The organism is Telluria sp. LT1R51-2 (assembly GCF_059685775.1).
The window spans coordinates 1,291,317-1,306,510 of record NZ_JCASIM010000001.1 but is presented as its reverse complement, the minus strand read 5'-3'; the positions used below and the strand labels follow the sequence as shown (position 1 = coordinate 1,306,510).

Here is a 15,194-nt window from a genome sequence, read left to right as displayed (position 1 = left end):
CTTACTCTTCACGCGGCAGCGTTTCCTTGAACTTGCCATACGCCATCAGCTTGGCATGACGGGCTTCAAGCAGGTCCTTGGTCTTCATGCCCTGGAACTGGCGCAGCGTGTCGGCCAGTGCGCGCTTGAGCAATTGCGCCATCTGTTTCGGGTCGCGGTGGGCGCCGCCCAGTGGCTCATTGACGATCTTGTCGACGAGGCCCATGGCCTTCAGGCGGTGCGCGGTCAGGCCCAGCGCATCGGCAGCATCGGCGGCGCGTTCGGACGTCTTCCACAGGATCGACGCGCAGCCTTCCGGCGAAATCACCGAGTAGGTCGCGTATTGCAGGATCAGCACGGCGTCGCCAACAGCGATGGCCAGCGCGCCGCCGGAACCGCCTTCACCGATGATGGTGGCGATCAGCGGCACCTTCAGTTCGGCCATCACGTACAGGTTGTGACCGATGGCTTCGGACTGGCCGCGCTCTTCCGCTTCGATGCCGGGGAATGCGCCCGGCGTGTCGACGAACGTGAAGATCGGCAGACCGAATTTTTCAGCCAGCTTCATCAGGCGCATGGCCTTGCGGTAGCCTTCGGGTTTCGGCATGCCGAAGTTGCGCATCGCGCGCTCTTTGGTATCGCGGCCCTTCTGGTGGCCGATGACCATGCAGGGCTGGCCATTGAAGCGGGCCAGGCCGCCAATGATCGACTGGTCGTCGGCAAACGTGCGGTCGCCGTGCAGTTCATGGAAATCGGTGAAGATCGAATTCACATAGTCCATCGTGTACGGACGCTGCGGGTGACGCGAAATCTTCGACACTTGCCACGGAGTCAGCTTGGCGTAGATGTCTTTGGTGAGCTGCTGGCTTTTCTTGTCCAGGCGATCGATCTCCTCGGAGATATCGACGGCGGAATCATCTTGTACGAACCGCAGCTCTTCAATCTTGGAATCGAGCTCGGCGATCGGCTGCTCGAAATCGAGGAAAGTTAATTTAGTCATTGTCACTCCGGGGTAATGTCTTGGCCGTGCTCTGAGGCTGCGCGGCGGATCAGGGCGCTATTCTACCGTAAGCCGGTGGCGTGTCGGGCGGATCGGGGCTCAGGCCGCAGGGGCGACCGGGTCCAGGCTGCGCCACAAATACCATGTTGCCACCGTGCGCCAGGGTTCCCAGTTGGCCGACACCTCGCGCGCATCGCTGCGCGAAACAGGTTCGCCCGAGAAATAGTTTTGGCTGATGCCCTGGATCAGGCCGGGATCGTCCAGTGGCAGGACGTTCGGCCGCAACAGATTAAATATCAAAAACATCTCGGCTGTCCAGCGGCTGATGCCGCGAATCCGGATCAGCTCGGCAATCACCGCCTCATCATCCATTTCGGACCACAGGTCGGCGTGGACACGCTTGGCCTTGAAATGGTCGGCCAGGTCGAGGATGTATTCGGTCTTGCGCTTGGACAGGCCGCAGCCGGACAACTGGACTGCGCCCAGCTTGATAATCTGGCTCGGGCCCAGGGTCGGGCAGACGGCCAGCAGCTTGCCCCAGGCCAGGTCGGCCGCTTTCGGCGTGACTTGCTGGCCGACGATCGAGCGCGCGAGCGTCGTGAACGGGTCGGGCTGGCCGCGCAGGTGCAGGTCGCCGAACTGCGGGATCAGCTTGTTCATGATGCGGTCGCGCTGCATCAGTTCGCGCTTGGCCTCGGCCCAGTAGATGGGCACGGCGAGCGCATCGTGCGTCGGCGACGTGCCTGCCAATGCAGCCACGCTGCCCGACTTGTCCTTGTTCGCTGGCATTATGTACGGCGCCAGGTCGTTCCGTCGGCCTTGTCTTCCAGGACGATGCCCGCCTCCGTCAATTGTTTGCGGATGGCGTCAGCACCAGCGAAGTCGCGCGCGGCCTTGGCGGCTGCGCGGCGTGCGATCGCATCCCCGATCGCCGCTTCGTCCAGCCCACCCTCGCCCGCATCGGGGCTACCCGCCTGCAGGAACGCCTGCGGTGACCGTTCGAGCAGACCCAGCACGGCGGCAAGCGCCTTGAGCTGACGCGCCGCATCGACAGACCGGGTGCGGTTGACTTCACCGGCCAGATCGAACAGTGCAGCCACTGCCAGCGGCGTGTTGAAGTCGTCGTCCATCGCCTCGCGCACGCGCCGGGCGTGGGCTTCGTCCCAGTCGACCGCGACCGGCTCGTTACCCAACTCGATGCCGTTCAGCGCCGTGTACAGGCGGGTCAGCGCTGCCTTCGCGTCGTCGATATGGACGTCGGAATAATTGAGCGGGCTGCGGTAATGGGCGCGCAGGATGAAGAAGCGCACGACTTCGGCGTCGTACTTCTTGAGCACGTCGCGGATCGTGAAGAAGTTGCCCAGCGACTTGGACATCTTTTCGTTGTCCACGCGTACGAACCCGTTATGGATCCAGTAATTGACCATCGGCGCGCCGAACGCGCCTTCGGACTGGGCGATCTCGTTTTCGTGGTGCGGAAACTGCAGGTCGGCGCCGCCGCCATGGATGTCGAAGTGTTCGCCAAGCGTCGCGCACGACATGGCCGAGCATTCGATGTGCCAGCCCGGCCGGCCCTGGCCCCATTGCGAATCCCATTTGGCCTCGGCGGGTTCGGATTCTTTCGCGGCTTTCCACAGCACGAAGTCGAGCGGATCGCGCTTGCCGGTGTTGACGTCGACGCGCTCGCCGGCGCGCAGGTCGTCGAGCGATTTGCCCGACAGCTTGCCGTAGCCGTCGAAGCCGCGCACGGCGTAGTTGACGTCGCCGTCCGCGGTTTGATAGGCCAGGCCTTTTTGTTCGAGCTTGCCGATGATCGACAGCATCTGCGGCACGTACTCGGTGGCGCGTGGCACGACGGTCGGCGGCAGGATGCCGAGCGCAGCCGTGTCTTCGTCCATGTACCCGACGAAGCGGCTCGTCAGTGCACCGATGGTCTCGCCGTTCTCGACGGCGCGCCTGATGATCTTGTCGTCGATGTCGGTGATGTTGCGCACGTACTCGACCTCGTAGCCGGACGCGAGCAGCCAGCGGTAAACGACATCGAACGCCATCATCATGCGTGCGTGGCCAACGTGGCAGTAATCGTAGACAGTCATGCCGCAGACATACATGCCCACCTTGCCGGCGACCTTCGGGACGAAGACCTGCTTGTCACGCGCCAGCGTGTTGTAAATCTTGAGTTGGCTCATTGAATTTTCGGTTCGCACGAGGCTGGCAAACGATCGCCGGCGCCGCAACGACCATCCCGGCGCAGCATTGCATGCGCGCCAGCCGGACGGGTGCAGCGTGGGGTTCGCCTGGGTCCTCGGTGTTATTCTTATTTGATAGAATGGGACGTTCGGATGCAAACGCTTCTCTTGAACGCTTCCGGGAAAGTATAGCATTGATAAAAACCCGGCTGGCCCCATACGGACCAGCTTTATTTTCGGGACAACCCTTGACAGCGCCACGTGCGCAGTCCATCAGAGGAAGCCAGATGTCATCGTCATTCACCCGCCGCCTCGCACTCGTGCGCATGGCCGGCGCCACCGCCGCCCTCGCCTGCGGCGTGCTGTTCTCGGGCAGCGCGCTGGCGGCCGACATGCCGCAATATGCAATCAAGACCAGCATGGGCGAGATCGTCGTCGAGCTCGACCAGGAGAAAGCCCCCAAGACCGTGGCCAACTTTGCGGCCTATGCCAAGTCGGGCGCCTACAACGGCACGATCTTCCATCGCGTGATCGACGGCTTCATGATCCAGGGCGGCGGCATGAACGAAAAGTTCGAGGGCCGCAAGACGGTCAAGCCCATCAAGAACGAATCGAACAACGGCCTGTCCAACCAGCCGTACACAATTTCGATGGCGCGCGAAGACAATCCTGACAGCGCCACGTCGCAATGGTTCATCAACGTGGCCGACAATTCGGGCATCGACTTTCCGTTCGTCGGCGGCTCCGGTTACACCGTGTTCGGCAAGGTGGTCAAGGGCCAGGAAACGGTCGACAAGATCAAGGCGGTGGTGGTCGACGACGTGCGCGGCATGCAGAACGTGCCGGTCGTGCCGATCAAGATTACGTCCGTGACGCTGCTCAAGGGCGACAAGCTAGTAAAATAACGGCTCAGCCGCGCCTGCATCCGGCGCGCACGCTCATCAACCAACAACAAGGACACCACATGACGACGATTCTCATCACCACCAATCAAGGCAACATCACCGCTGAACTGGACGCTGAAAAAGCACCGAAGACCGTTGCCAACTTCATCGACTACGTCAACAAGGGTCACTTCAGCAACACGATCTTCCACCGCGTGATCAAGGACTTCATGATCCAGGGCGGCGGTTTCGAGCCAGGCATGAAGCAAAAGCCAACCCCGGCTACCGTCGAGAACGAAGCCAAGAACGGCCTGAAGAACGACAAGTACACGCTGGCCATGGCCCGCACGTCGGACCCGCATTCGGCATCGGCCCAGTTCTTCATCAACACCAAGAACAATGCCTTCCTCGACTACCCGGGCCAGGACGGCTGGGGTTACGCCGTGTTCGGTAAAGTCACCGAAGGCCAGGACATCGTCGACACGCTGAACAACGTCAAGACCAGCCGCGGCGGGATGCACTCCGACGTGCCGGTCGACCCAGTCATCATCGAGAAAATCGAAGTCCTGTAATGTTCGGCGCGCACCAGCATCAGTGGGTCGCATGAGCGCTCTCTTGAGCGCTGCTATGACGCTGCCTGCGCGCCCGTTCGCGCTGTTCATTTCCGACCTGCACCTGCAGGTCTCGCACCCTCGCACGCTGGACGCGTTTTTACGCTTCCTGGCCGAGCGCGCGGTGCATGCCGAGCAATTGTATCTGCTCGGCGATATCTTCGAATACTGGGCCGGTGACGATGACGTCGCCGATCCGTTCCACCAGACCATCATCACGGCGATCCGCGCCGTCGCCGATGCCGGCGTGGCGGTCTTCTGGATCGCGGGCAACCGCGACTTCCTGGTTGGGGAAGGCTTCGCGCACGCCGCCCATCTGACCCTGTTGCAGGAACCCCATGTCATCGAAGCCAGCACGCGCCGCATCGCGCTCGTGCATGGCGACGCGCAGTGCACGCTCGACACAAAGTACATGGCGTTTCGCGCCCAGGTACGCGCGCCTGACTGGCAGGCACAATTCCTTGGCATGCCGCTGGCGCAGCGCAAGGGCATCATCGCCGGCCTGCGTGAAGGTTCGCGCGAAGCCCACACGGGCAAATCGTACGAGACGATGGATGTCACGCCTGAAGCGGTGACCGCTGTGTTTGCGGCGCTCGATGCCGACGTCATCATCCACGGACACACGCACCGGCCTGCCGTACATGCGCATGGCGACAAGCTGCGCTACGTGCTGCCCGACTGGGAACTCGACGAAGCGCCACACCGTGGCGGCTGGATCGCGCTGCACGCAGACGGCAGTCTCGTGCGTCACGACGTCGACGGCGCCATTCTCTAACATCCTCCCGCGTTCTATCCGCCCCGCATGATCTCGCGTCTGCATGTTGACGTTTGCGCGACCACTGTTATACTCAACTACAACACCACTTCAACACACCACCATGAGGAGGCAGGCATGCGCATCACCCTGACGCCGTACCGAACCACCACGGAGGCCCCCGATGACCGTCGGCTGGAACGATAAAACTCCGATTTACCGCCAGCTCAAGGAGCGCGTCGTCGGCATGATGCTCGACGGCGATCTCAAGGCTGGCGACGCCCTGCCCTCGGTGCGCCAGATCGCCGCCGACTATCAACTCAACCCAATCACCGTGTCGAAGGCCTATCAGGAACTGGTCGACGAACAACTGGTGGAAAAACGAAGGGGAATTGGCATGTATGTCACCGAAGGCGCCAGCGAGAAACTGCTGGCCAGCGAGCGCGAACGTTTCATCAATGAAGAGTGGCCGGCGATGCTCGAGCGCATCCGTCGCCTGGGCCTGGACATCAAACAATTGCTGAGCAATGTGGACAACGGCGGTGCCGCATGACCGCCGTTATTTCAGCCAGGGGTTTGAGCAAACACTACGGCAAGCGGGTCGCCGTCGACAGCATCGACATCGAGATCGCCGCCGGCCGCATCGTCGGCCTGATCGGCCCCAACGGCTCGGGCAAGACGACGACGCTCAAGGCGGCCCTGGGCCTGATCCCTTGCGAAGGCGAGCTGTCGGTGCTGGGCCTGGATCCGCGCACCCAGCGCGATGAACTGATGAAGGACGTCTGCTTCATCGCCGACGTCGCCATCCTGCCGCGCTGGCTGCGCGTGAAGGATGCGGTCGACTTCGTGGCCGGCGTGCATCCGCGCTTCGACCGCAGCAAGGCCGAGCGCTATCTCGCCAACACCAAGCTGACGCCGACCATGAAGGTCAAGGAAATGTCCAAGGGCATGATCGTGCAACTGCACCTGGCGCTCGTGATGGCAATCGACGCGAAGCTGCTGGTGCTGGACGAGCCGACGCTCGGCCTGGACATCATCTACCGCAAGACGTTCTACCAGAACCTGCTCGAAGACTATTTTGACGAACACAAGACGATCGTCATCACCACGCACCAGGTCGAGGAAGTCGAGCACATCCTGACCGACCTGCTGTTCATCCGCGACGGCAAGATTGCGCTGGCTGCCTCGATGGAAGAGATCGGCGAGCGCTACGTCGAAGTCATGGTGGGCAGCGACAAGGTGGCGGCGGCCAGAGCGCTGCAACCGATCGACGAGCGCACCGTGTTCGGCAAATCCGTGATGCTGTTCGACGCGCTGCGCGCCGGCGGCCTGTCCCGCACCCAGCTGGCTGCACTCGGCGAGGTACGCAACCCGAGCGTGGCCGACCTGTTCGTCGCCACCATGAAAGGAACCTACGCATGACTACGCCAATGAGCACCATGAAATGGCTGATCCGGCGCGAACTGTGGGAACACAAAGGCGCCTTCTTCTGGGCGCCGCTGGCAGTGGCCGCCGTGCTCGTGCTGCTGTTCGGTGGCGGCTTCCTGTACGCCATCATCGCCAACCCGTCGTTCCACGTGCAGGTCAGCGGCGAACAAGTGATGACGGTCAATGGCTTGCCGCCCGCGATGCTGGCCAAGCTGGCCGCTGCCGCCGCGTCGAGCTACCTGGTGATCACGGCCCCGCTGTTTTTCGTGCTGCCAGTGGTCGTGTTCTTCTACTGCATGGCGGCGCTGTACGACGACCGGCGCGACCGCAGCATCCTGTTCTGGAAATCGCTGCCATTGTCCGATGCGCAGACCGTGCTGTCGAAGGCAGTAACCGCGCTGCTGGTCGCGCCACTGGCGACCATCGCGATCGGGATTGCGGCCTCGCTGATCCTGCTGGTGATCGGCCTGCTGGGCGGCGCCATCAAGGGCATTAACCTGATCGCGCCGGTGCTGGCCAATGTCGACTTCTATCTGGCGCCCGTGTATCTGATCAGCTTCCTGCCGCTGTACATCCTGTGGGCGCTGCCGACGGTCGGCTGGCTGCTGCTGGTGTCGAGCTGGGCGAAGTCGCGCGTGTTCCTGTGGGCCGTCGGCGCGCCATTGGTGGCACTCGCCATCCTGGCCTGGTTCGATTTCCTGGCCGGGCGTTTTGCCGGCGTGTCGATGAACGTCAAGTGGTTCGGTGAAGAGATCGTGGCGCGGGTTCTCCTGGGCGTGTTCCCCGGGATCTGGTTCGGCGAAGTCAATGGCGCGGCGCTGGCGCAGCAGCAACAGGCCGGTCTGGATGGGCCGCTGCTGTTGGGTACGTCGTATGCCACGCTGCTCACGCCGGGTGTCTGGATCGCGGCCGCTGCTGGCTGTGCGATGATCTACGGCGCGATTCGCCTGCGCCGCTGGCGTGACGAGGGGTGAGCGCGATGCGAGCTTTCTCCATCCTGATGCTCGCCATGCTGTTCGGTGTCAACGTCAGCGCCAGCGCTGCCGACACGCCGCCGGACAGCCCCGAATCCATCCACATCAACGCAATCCGCAAGCCGGAAGTGCGCAAGTACACGGCAATCGTCGCGGGCCTGGACGCCTTTGAGCGCCATCACAGCATGGCACCAAAAGCCGAGGCTTTACGCTTCCGCGTCGAGCGCCGCGCCTGGACCGACAACACGCCCAGGCTGGACGAGGCGCCACTGGCGCTGCGTCTGGAAGGCAAGGACGACTTCGTGCTGCCGCTGGCCCTCAACGATGCGTTCGAGACCATCGTGCCGCGCAGCAGCGCCGCGCTGGCGGCGAACAGCGAACTGGTGCTCAATCGCAAGCGACGCATGTATCGTGTGACGCCACTGGTGCGCTCGCCCGGCCTGCCAGAGAACGTGCGGCGCCTCGGCGACCTGCGGCTTGAATGCCACGTGATGGTCGCAATCGGCAAGGATGAGATTGGCCTGATGCGTACACTGTTCGTCAACAGCGTGCTGCTGACGCCCAACTGGTGCAACTTCTTCAATGCCGAGCGCGATGGCTTTCAGTTCGACACGCCAGCGACCCTTTCGCGCGCCACCTTGCGTGAAGCGGATCGCACGAAAGACCTGCCGGTCGACGGGAAGAGCTTTCGCACCGCCATGAACGATCCGGCTTGGAGCGACGACGCGCTGATCGAACTGGCGTTCGAGCCGGTTACTGGAACTGCTGGCGAAACGCCTCGAACTGGCCCTTGAGGTCTTCCATCTCCCCGCGCAGCGTGGCGACTTCTTCTTCGAGCTGCGCGATGCGACCGCCCTGCGTCAGGTTGCTCGCGCTGCTGGACGTCTGCTCGCTGCCGGCGACGATGGTAATCTCGCCGCCCAGCAACTGGCCGTAACGCGATTCCTTCGTGCCCGGCGCGCGCTCGAGTTTCACGACCAGCGGCGGGTATTTGTCGATCAAAAACTGCAGCGCCGTTTCGACATCGGCCACGGTCTTGAATTCGTGCAGGCGCCCGCTGCGGGTGCGGATTTCGCCGGCGGTCTGCAGGCCACGCAGCATCAGGATCGTGAGCACGGCCAGCTTGTCCTGCTCCAGCGTCCACTTGATGCGCATGCGGTGCTCGTACTTGACGACGCGCGCACCGGCCTGCGAGATGGCGTTCACGAGCTTGCGCTCGGCCAGGCGCTGCAGCGTATCGAGCACGACCGCTTCGCTGATCTGCATGACCGGATCGCGGCTCGACAACTGGTTGCAGCCATTGACGATCGCGTTGAGCGACATCGGATAATTATCGGGCGTCAGGCCTTCTTTTTCGGCCAGCACGGCCAGCACGCGCAGCTCGACCGGATCGAGTACCGCCACCATTTCATTCGTCATGCGATTCCTTGTTATGCCAAACAGTTCAGTTGTTCGAAGCGAGTTTACCACCGTCGTTGGCGCGGGATGGCCTGGCGTGTTTTGTCGCCGATTCGGGAAGAGCCTTGCTGGGGGGAGATTTGGTACTGCGGAGGGATGAAACTGCCCGGATTGCCGCGAGCGCAGCAATCCGGGCATGAAGCACAATCAGCTGTCGCGACCGATGCGCTGGCGGCGTGCTTCGTACAGGCAGACGCCCGAAGCCACCGACACGTTCAGGCTTTCGACCGAACCGAACATCGGGATACTGACCAGCACATCGCAGGTCTCGCGCGTCAGGCGGCGCATGCCCTCGCCTTCCGAACCCATGACAAGTGCGGCAGGGCCCGAGAAGTCGGCTTCGTACAGGCCCTTGTCGGCGTCGTCCGTGGTGCCGATCAGGAGAATGTCGCGTTCCTTCAGCTCGCGCATCGTGCGCGCCAGATTGGTCACCGTGATGTACGGGACCGTCTCGGCGGCGCCGCTAGCGACCTTGGCGGCGGTGGCGTTCAAGCCGACCGCGCGGTCCTTCGGCACGATGACCGCGTGCGCGCCGACACCGTCGGCCACGCGCAAGCAGGCGCCCAGATTGTGCGGATCGGTGATGCCGTCCAGGATCAGCAGCAGCGGCGGACCTTCGATGGCGTCGAGCAGCTCATCGAGATTGCGCGCCAGCGCGAGCTGGCTGGCAAACGCGATCACGCCCTGGTGACGGCGGGTGCCAGTGATCTTGTCGAGACGCGCGGCTTCGACCGGCATCACGCGCACGCCGGCTGCCTTGGCGTGGGCGATCAGGTCCTTCATGCGGCCGTCGTTGCGCTCGGCATCGACGAAAATTTCTTCCACCGACTGGGCCTCGTGACGCAGTCGCGAGGTCACGGCGTGGAAGCCGAACATCATTTTATTTTTCATTTGCTACTTTTCTAATACTTTCAGGGACTTACTTCTTGCTGGTTTTGGCTGCGGTCTTTGCTGCAGTCTTCGACGCGGTCTTCACTGCGGTCTTGGCCGGGGCCTTGACAGCCTTCGGCGCGGCCGGCTCAGCGACAGCCTTGGCTGCGGCTTTGCGTGGTGCAGCTGCCGCCTTTTTGGCTGGCGCTTTGGCCGCGACTGGCTCGGCCGGCGCCTTGGTGACTGCTGCCTTGGCTGGCGTTTTGACCGCTGCTGTCTTGGCCGGAGCCTTGACTGCCGCTGCCTTGGCCGGTGCTTTGACTGCCGCTGCCTCGGCCGGTGCTTTGGCAGCAACGGTCTCGGCCGAAGCCTTGACTGCGACTGACTTGGCTGGCGCCTTGACTGCTGCCTTCTTCGCTGGCGCCTTGACCGTTGCTGCTTTGGCCGGTGCATCAACTGGGGCTGCGGCGACCGGCGCTTTCACGGCAGCCGTCTTGGCAGCAGCCTTTTTGGCTGGCGCATTGACCGCTGGCGCTGCCGCGACGGGTGCTGCCACGACTGGTGCAGCTGCAACTGGCGCCGCAACTGCTGGCGCTTTCGCGACCGCTTTCTTTGCTGCGGCTTTCATTGGCTTGGCGTCGGCAACCGGCGCTGGCGCAGGGGCTGGTGCAGCCGCGACCACGTCGTTGACGACGGCCTTGGTTGCACGTGGCTTGCGCGCTGGCGCTGGGGCCGCGACTGCTTCGGCAGGCTTTGGCTGCGCCACCGGTGCTGGTGCTGCTGCAACCGGTGCTGGTGCTGGTGCTGGTGCTGCAACCGGTGCCGGCGCTGGCGCTGGCTTCTGCGCCTGCGCTGGTGCTGGTTTCTGCGCCTGCACTGGCGCTGGTGCCGGCTTCGCTGCCTGCACTGGTGCCTGCGGCGTCGCTGTCGTCATTGGCGCTGCTGCTGCTGCCGCAGCGCGCTCAGCCGCCTTGGCCTTCTGACGGGCTTTGCGCGATTTCGGCTTCGCCTGTTGCGGCTCGATGCCATCCTGACCAAGCGGACGTGCAATCTCGAGTGGCGACTGCTGTGGACGAGCTTGATCGTTGTTACCGCCGTTGTTGCCGCCGTTATTACCTGGCTTCGGACCACGCGAACGACCACCGCGCGAACGCTTGCCGTTACCGCCGTTGTTGTTACCGTTACCGCCGTTATTGTTACCGTTGCCACCGTTGTGATTGCCGTTGTTGCCGCCACCACCATTGCCGCCGTTGTTCTGACGACCGTCATTCGTGCGTGGCTCGTTGCTGCGCTGTTCCTTGTTGCGGCCGCCCTGATTCCGCTCGCGCCCGGCGTCGTCGCCCGACGACTCGGCGCCCGGCGCGGACGCCAGCGTCAGGTCGATCTTGCGCGATTCCAGATCGACGCGTGCGACCTTGACGGTCACCTTGTCGGTCAGGCCATAGCTCTGGCCGGTACGCTCGCCGCGCAGCACGTGGCGCGCTTCGTCGTACTGGAAGTAATCGGCGCCCAGCTCGGTGACGTGCACCAGGCCTTCGACGAACAGCTCGTCCAACTGGACGAAGATGCCGAAGGTGGTCACGCCAGCGATGGTGCCGGTGTACTCTTCGCCGATCTTGTCCTGCATGAAGAAGCACTTGAGCCAGTTTTCGACGTCGCGCGACGCTTCGTCGGCGCGGCGTTCGTTGGCCGAGCAGTGCACACCCAGGGCGTCCCAGATGGTCAGGTCTTTTTCGTTCTTCGGCGCCTTGCCGTCGGCCTTGTCTTTCGCGGCCTGCTTGCGGGCCGAATTCGACTGCGTCGTGTTCAGCTTGGCCAGGTCGATGCCTTTCGGCTCGTACTTCTTGCCAAGCAGGATCGCCTTGATCGCACGGTGCGTCAGCAGATCGGGATAGCGGCGAATCGGGCTGGTGAAGTGCGCGTACGCTTCGAACGCCAGGCCGAAGTGGCCGACGTTGTCCGGGCTGTAGACGGCTTGCTGCATCGAACGCAGCATCATCGTCTGCAGCAGTTGCGCATCCGGCCGCTCCTTGATCTGCTGCATCACGGCGGCGTAGTCGCGCGCGCTCGGCTTGTTGCCACCGGCCAGGTTCAGGCCCACCTGCTTGAGGAAGGTGCGCAGCTGGTTCAGCTTTTCTTCGGTCGGCGTCGCGTGGATGCGGAACGTGCCCGGGTGCTTGTGGCGCAACAAGAAGTCGGCAGCGCAGACGTTGGCCGACAGCATGCACTCTTCGATCAGGCGGTGTGCGTCATTGCGGGTGCGCGGGATGATCTTTTCGATCTTGCCCAGCGCATTGCACACGATATAGGTTTCGGTGGTTTCGAAGTCGATCGCACCGCGCTCCTGGCGCGCCTTGAGCAGCGCGCGGAACACCTGGTTCAGGTGTTGCAGATGCGGGACGATGCCCGGACGCTTCTGGGCCTGTTCGCCATTGGTGTCAGCCAGGATATCGGCCACTTCGTTGTAGGTCATGCGCGCAGCCGAGTGCATCACGGCCGGGTAGAACTGGTATGCAGTGACTTCGCCATCCTGCGAGACCACCATGTCGCACACCAGCGTGCAACGGTCCACTGCCGGGTTCAGCGAGCACAGGCCGTTCGACAGCTTCTCGGGCAGCATCGGGATCACGCGGCGCGGGAAGTAGACCGACGTCGAGCGTTCGATCGCGTCGGCGTCGAGCGCCTCGTTCGGCTTGACGTAATGGCTGACGTCGGCAATCGCGACCAGCAGGCGGAAACTGTTCACGCCCTTGATCGTCACCGGTTCGCAGTACACGGCATCGTCGAAGTCGCGTGCGTCTTCGCCGTCGATCGTCACCAGCGGCACGTCGCGCAGGTCCACGCGGTTGGCCAGATCGGCATCGATGACTTCGTTCGGCAGGCGCCCGGCCTGCTTGAGCGCGGCCGGCGAGAAGATGTGCGGCACGCCGAACTTGCGCACGGCGATTTCGATTTCCATGCCCGGGTCATCGAGCTCGCCCAGCACTTCGACGATGCGGCCGGTCGGCTTCTGGAAGCGGCCTGGCTGCTCGAGCAGTTCGACACTGACGACCTGCCCTGCACGCGCGTTGCCGGTCGGACCGGTAACAATCACGTCCTGGGCGATACGCTGGTCTTCGGGCGAGACGATCCACGCGCCTTCTTCATTGAGCAGGCGACCGATGATGTGCGTGTTGGCACGCTGGACGACTTCGACGATCGAGCCTTCCGGACGGCCGCGGCGGTCCATGCCGGTCACGCGCGCCATGACGCGGTCGCCGTGCAGCACTTTCTGCATTTCACGGTCCGACAGGAACAGGTCGGGACCCGGTTCGTCGGGAATCACGAAGCCAAAACCGTCGCGATGCGCGCTGACTTTGCCGGCCACGAAGGCGGAGTGATCAGCCAGCATATAGTTGCCGCTACGGTCGGAACGGATCTGGCCGTCACGCTCCATGGCGTTCAGGCGGCGGCCGAGGACTTCCTGCGCTGCGGGCTGAACATCAAGGGCATGTGCCAGGGCGGCTGCATCGAGCGATTCAGCGGCGTCGCGGAAGACAGCGAGGATTTCCTCGCGGCTTGGAATGGTATGAGTAGGTTGCTTCAAATCGATTCTTTTTTCTTTTGGCCAGTAGAGCGCCGCACATCACATAAGGGCGGCAGCGTGGTTAATTGACACCATGACAGGCGTAGTGTAACGGAGGTCTATCCGATTCGCCTAACATGATGTGCGCCAACGACCTGCGCCCGTCACGGGATGCATGCGCGGAATGCTTGCGCGGGGTACTTGCACGTGAGTCCTTGTCGAGAACTTCACCTTGGGTCTTTGACTATTGAAAATGATCCGCTATAATCTCGCTCTCTTCAGCAACGGCGACAACGCCGGGGCGATGAAAAGCAGGCGTAACAGAGTATGTTTGATGCGAAGTCAGCTATTTTCAGGAATAGTTGATCTGGCGGAAAATGACAAACCCTGCTATTGTAGCAGAGATGTTCTTGCAGTGCCCACGTGGCGGAATTGGTAGACGCGCATGGTTCAGGTCCATGTGCCGCAAGGTGTGGGGGTTCGAGTCCCTCCGTGGGCACCAAAAAGTTCATCGGTTGTATTGTTTTACCGTAGTTGCAGTGCCCACGTGGCGGAATTGGTAGACGCGCATGGTTCAGGTCCATGTGCCGCAAGGTGTGGGGGTTCGAGTCCCTCCGTGGGCACCAAAGGTTTCAAGCAGGGTATCAGGTAGCACGCAGTATCGTTGTAACTAGTCCCAGTGCCCACGTGGCGGAATTGGTAGACGCGCATGGTTCAGGTCCATGTGCCGCAAGGTGTGGGGGTTCGAGTCCCTCCGTGGGCACCAAAAGTCTATCTCGCAGTAAGTAGTAAGTAATAAGTAGTCAGCAGTATCGTTGTCAGCAGTTGCAGTGCCCACGTGGCGGAATTGGTAGACGCGCATGGTTCAGGTCCATGTGCCGCAAGGTGTGGGGGTTCGAGTCCCTCCGTGGGCACCAAAAAATGTAGTGAGTTTGTGGACCCCGTGTCCCGCAAAACGCCGTAGCCTTCCAAACAGGGTTACGGCGTTTTGCGTTGTGCCTCCCGTTTTTGGCGCAGACTCACTGCGCCGCCAGATCGTCCAGAATCGGGCAGGCCGAGCGCGCGTCACCGTGGCACGACGCCGCCAAACTCACCAGCGTGCGCCGCATCGCTGCCATCTCGGCGATCTTGCGGTCCAGTTCTTCGATATGTGTCTGCGCCAGTGCGCGCACGTCGGCACTGGCCCGGCCCTTGTCTTCCCACAGCGCCAGCAGATTCCTGATCTGGTCCAGCGAAAAGCCCAGTGCGCGGCCACGGTGAATGAATTGCAGTACGCGCACCTCGCGCTCGCTGTAGAGGCGATAACCGGCATCCGTGCGACGTGGCGCCGGCACCAGGCCAATGGATTCGTAGTGGCGAATCATCTTGGCCGTAATGCCCGACGCGCGGGCGGCGTCGCCGATGTTCATGCTGGGTGGGCTCGCTTGCACGGTACGCTCCTGTCGTGGGTCAGGCACCAGCTTACACCTTGCCACGATGGGA

At 62.7% G+C, this 15,194-nt stretch carries 13 protein-coding genes, 4 tRNA genes and 1 pseudogene; 11 read left to right on the top strand and 7 right to left on the bottom strand.

All coding sequences use genetic code 11. The annotated features are described in order from the left end of the window. Position 1: 1 nt before the first annotated feature. The 3 genes from AC56LH_RS05885 to cysS all read right to left on the bottom strand — a co-directional run bounded on the left by AC56LH_RS05885 (position 2) and on the right by cysS (position 3,168). Positions 2 to 979 carry an acetyl-CoA carboxylase carboxyltransferase subunit alpha gene (locus AC56LH_RS05885; RefSeq protein ID WP_482898391.1) on the bottom strand — a complete coding sequence of 326 codons (978 nt, stop codon included), beginning with the start codon at positions 977 to 979 and terminating at the stop codon, positions 2 to 4. A gap of 99 nt (positions 980 to 1,078) precedes the next feature. Continuing rightward, positions 1,079 to 1,768 carry a DNA-3-methyladenine glycosylase family protein gene (locus AC56LH_RS05880; protein ID WP_499644786.1) on the bottom strand — a complete coding sequence of 230 codons (690 nt, stop codon included), beginning with the start codon at positions 1,766 to 1,768 and terminating at the stop codon, positions 1,079 to 1,081. Continuing rightward, positions 1,768 to 3,168, bottom strand: coding sequence for a cysteine--tRNA ligase (gene cysS / locus AC56LH_RS05875; RefSeq protein ID WP_499644784.1), 1,401 nt, complete (start codon positions 3,166 to 3,168; stop codon positions 1,768 to 1,770). The genes AC56LH_RS05880 and cysS overlap by 1 nt, the downstream gene beginning before the upstream one ends. Before the next feature lie 287 nt (positions 3,169 to 3,455). On the opposite strand from cysS, the gene AC56LH_RS05870 reads away from it, so the two are divergent. The 7 genes from AC56LH_RS05870 to AC56LH_RS05840 all read left to right on the top strand — a co-directional run bounded on the left by AC56LH_RS05870 (position 3,456) and on the right by AC56LH_RS05840 (position 8,613). Then, positions 3,456 to 4,073: a peptidylprolyl isomerase gene (locus tag AC56LH_RS05870; RefSeq protein ID WP_499644783.1), complete on the top strand. Its 618-nt coding sequence runs from the start codon at positions 3,456 to 3,458 to the stop codon at positions 4,071 to 4,073. A 59-nt stretch (positions 4,074 to 4,132) separates the two neighbouring features. Continuing rightward, positions 4,133 to 4,624 carry a peptidylprolyl isomerase gene (locus AC56LH_RS05865; protein ID WP_499644781.1) on the top strand — a complete coding sequence of 164 codons (492 nt, stop codon included), beginning with the start codon at positions 4,133 to 4,135 and terminating at the stop codon, positions 4,622 to 4,624. 31 nt (positions 4,625 to 4,655) lie between these two features. Then, complete coding sequence (locus AC56LH_RS05860) at positions 4,656 to 5,438, top strand: UDP-2,3-diacylglucosamine diphosphatase (RefSeq protein WP_499644779.1); 783 nt, start codon at positions 4,656 to 4,658, stop codon at positions 5,436 to 5,438. Positions 5,439 to 5,601: 163 nt separating this feature from the next. Further along, on the top strand, positions 5,602 to 5,970 hold the full coding sequence (locus AC56LH_RS05855; RefSeq protein ID WP_499644777.1) for a GntR family transcriptional regulator: 369 nt from the start codon (positions 5,602 to 5,604) through the stop codon (positions 5,968 to 5,970). After that, positions 5,967 to 6,839, top strand: a complete 873-nt coding sequence (locus AC56LH_RS05850) for an ABC transporter ATP-binding protein (protein ID WP_499644775.1) — start codon at positions 5,967 to 5,969, stop codon at positions 6,837 to 6,839. The genes AC56LH_RS05855 and AC56LH_RS05850 overlap by 4 nt, the downstream gene beginning before the upstream one ends. 8 nt (positions 6,840 to 6,847) lie before the next feature. After that, the gene (locus AC56LH_RS05845) at positions 6,848 to 7,819 is read left to right on the top strand and encodes a hypothetical protein (RefSeq protein WP_499644774.1); all 972 of its coding nucleotides are present in this window, start codon (positions 6,848 to 6,850) and stop codon (positions 7,817 to 7,819) included. 5 nt (positions 7,820 to 7,824) lie between these two features. Continuing rightward, the gene (locus AC56LH_RS05840) at positions 7,825 to 8,613 is read left to right on the top strand and encodes a hypothetical protein (protein ID WP_499644773.1); all 789 of its coding nucleotides are present in this window, start codon (positions 7,825 to 7,827) and stop codon (positions 8,611 to 8,613) included. Here the strand turns inward: AC56LH_RS05840 and AC56LH_RS05835 are convergent. The 3 genes and pseudogenes from AC56LH_RS05835 to rnr form a co-directional block, all read right to left on the bottom strand. Beyond that, positions 8,573 to 9,238, bottom strand: coding sequence for a YceH family protein (locus AC56LH_RS05835; protein WP_499644772.1), 666 nt, complete (start codon positions 9,236 to 9,238; stop codon positions 8,573 to 8,575). The genes AC56LH_RS05840 and AC56LH_RS05835 overlap by 41 nt on opposite strands. Positions 9,239 to 9,424: 186 nt before the next feature. Further along, positions 9,425 to 10,168, bottom strand: coding sequence for a 23S rRNA (guanosine(2251)-2'-O)-methyltransferase RlmB (gene rlmB, locus AC56LH_RS05830; RefSeq protein ID WP_332530077.1), 744 nt, complete (start codon positions 10,166 to 10,168; stop codon positions 9,425 to 9,427). A 1,275-nt stretch (positions 10,169 to 11,443) separates the two neighbouring features. Then, a pseudogene (rnr, locus tag AC56LH_RS05825) lies at positions 11,444 to 13,733 on the bottom strand (ribonuclease R); the annotation flags it as partial. A gap of 396 nt (positions 13,734 to 14,129) precedes the next feature. Here rnr and AC56LH_RS05820 point away from each other — a divergent pair. From AC56LH_RS05820 to AC56LH_RS05805, 4 genes are all read left to right on the top strand, one after another. Continuing rightward, positions 14,130 to 14,214: transfer RNA gene (locus AC56LH_RS05820), tRNA-Leu, on the top strand. Between the two features lie 39 nt (positions 14,215 to 14,253). Next, positions 14,254 to 14,338, top strand: a tRNA-Leu gene (locus AC56LH_RS05815). 55 nt (positions 14,339 to 14,393) lie between these two features. Further along, positions 14,394 to 14,478: transfer RNA gene (locus AC56LH_RS05810), tRNA-Leu, on the top strand. 66 nt (positions 14,479 to 14,544) lie between these two features. Then, positions 14,545 to 14,629, top strand: a tRNA-Leu gene (locus tag AC56LH_RS05805). A gap of 102 nt (positions 14,630 to 14,731) precedes the next feature. On the opposite strand, the gene cueR is transcribed toward AC56LH_RS05805, so the two are convergent. Continuing rightward, on the bottom strand, positions 14,732 to 15,121 hold the full coding sequence (gene cueR / locus AC56LH_RS05800; RefSeq protein ID WP_499648408.1) for a Cu(I)-responsive transcriptional regulator: 390 nt from the start codon (positions 15,119 to 15,121) through the stop codon (positions 14,732 to 14,734). Positions 15,122 to 15,194: the final 73 nt, after the last annotated feature.

Bases quoted from the DNA above. Each gene is read 5' to 3' on its own strand.
- rlmB (WP_332530077.1), bottom strand. From the start codon at position 10,168: ATGAAAAATAAAATGATGTTCGGCTTCCACGCCGTGACCTCGCGACTG.
- AC56LH_RS05885 (WP_482898391.1), bottom strand. From the start codon at position 979: ATGACTAAATTAACTTTCCTCGATTTCGAGCAGCCGATCGCCGAGCTC.
- cysS (WP_499644784.1), bottom strand. From the start codon at position 3,168: ATGAGCCAACTCAAGATTTACAACACGCTGGCGCGTGACAAGCAGGTC.
- cueR (WP_499648408.1), bottom strand. From the start codon at position 15,121: ATGAACATCGGCGACGCCGCCCGCGCGTCGGGCATTACGGCCAAGATG.
- AC56LH_RS05835 (WP_499644772.1), bottom strand. From the start codon at position 9,238: ATGACGAATGAAATGGTGGCGGTACTCGATCCGGTCGAGCTGCGCGTG.
- AC56LH_RS05880 (WP_499644786.1), bottom strand. From the start codon at position 1,768: ATGCCAGCGAACAAGGACAAGTCGGGCAGCGTGGCTGCATTGGCAGGC.
- AC56LH_RS05870 (WP_499644783.1), top strand. From the start codon at position 3,456: ATGTCATCGTCATTCACCCGCCGCCTCGCACTCGTGCGCATGGCCGGC.
- AC56LH_RS05840 (WP_499644773.1), top strand. From the start codon at position 7,825: ATGCGAGCTTTCTCCATCCTGATGCTCGCCATGCTGTTCGGTGTCAAC.
- AC56LH_RS05850 (WP_499644775.1), top strand. From the start codon at position 5,967: ATGACCGCCGTTATTTCAGCCAGGGGTTTGAGCAAACACTACGGCAAG.
- AC56LH_RS05855 (WP_499644777.1), top strand. From the start codon at position 5,602: ATGACCGTCGGCTGGAACGATAAAACTCCGATTTACCGCCAGCTCAAG.
- AC56LH_RS05865 (WP_499644781.1), top strand. From the start codon at position 4,133: ATGACGACGATTCTCATCACCACCAATCAAGGCAACATCACCGCTGAA.
- AC56LH_RS05845 (WP_499644774.1), top strand. From the start codon at position 6,848: ATGAGCACCATGAAATGGCTGATCCGGCGCGAACTGTGGGAACACAAA.
- AC56LH_RS05860 (WP_499644779.1), top strand. From the start codon at position 4,656: ATGAGCGCTCTCTTGAGCGCTGCTATGACGCTGCCTGCGCGCCCGTTC.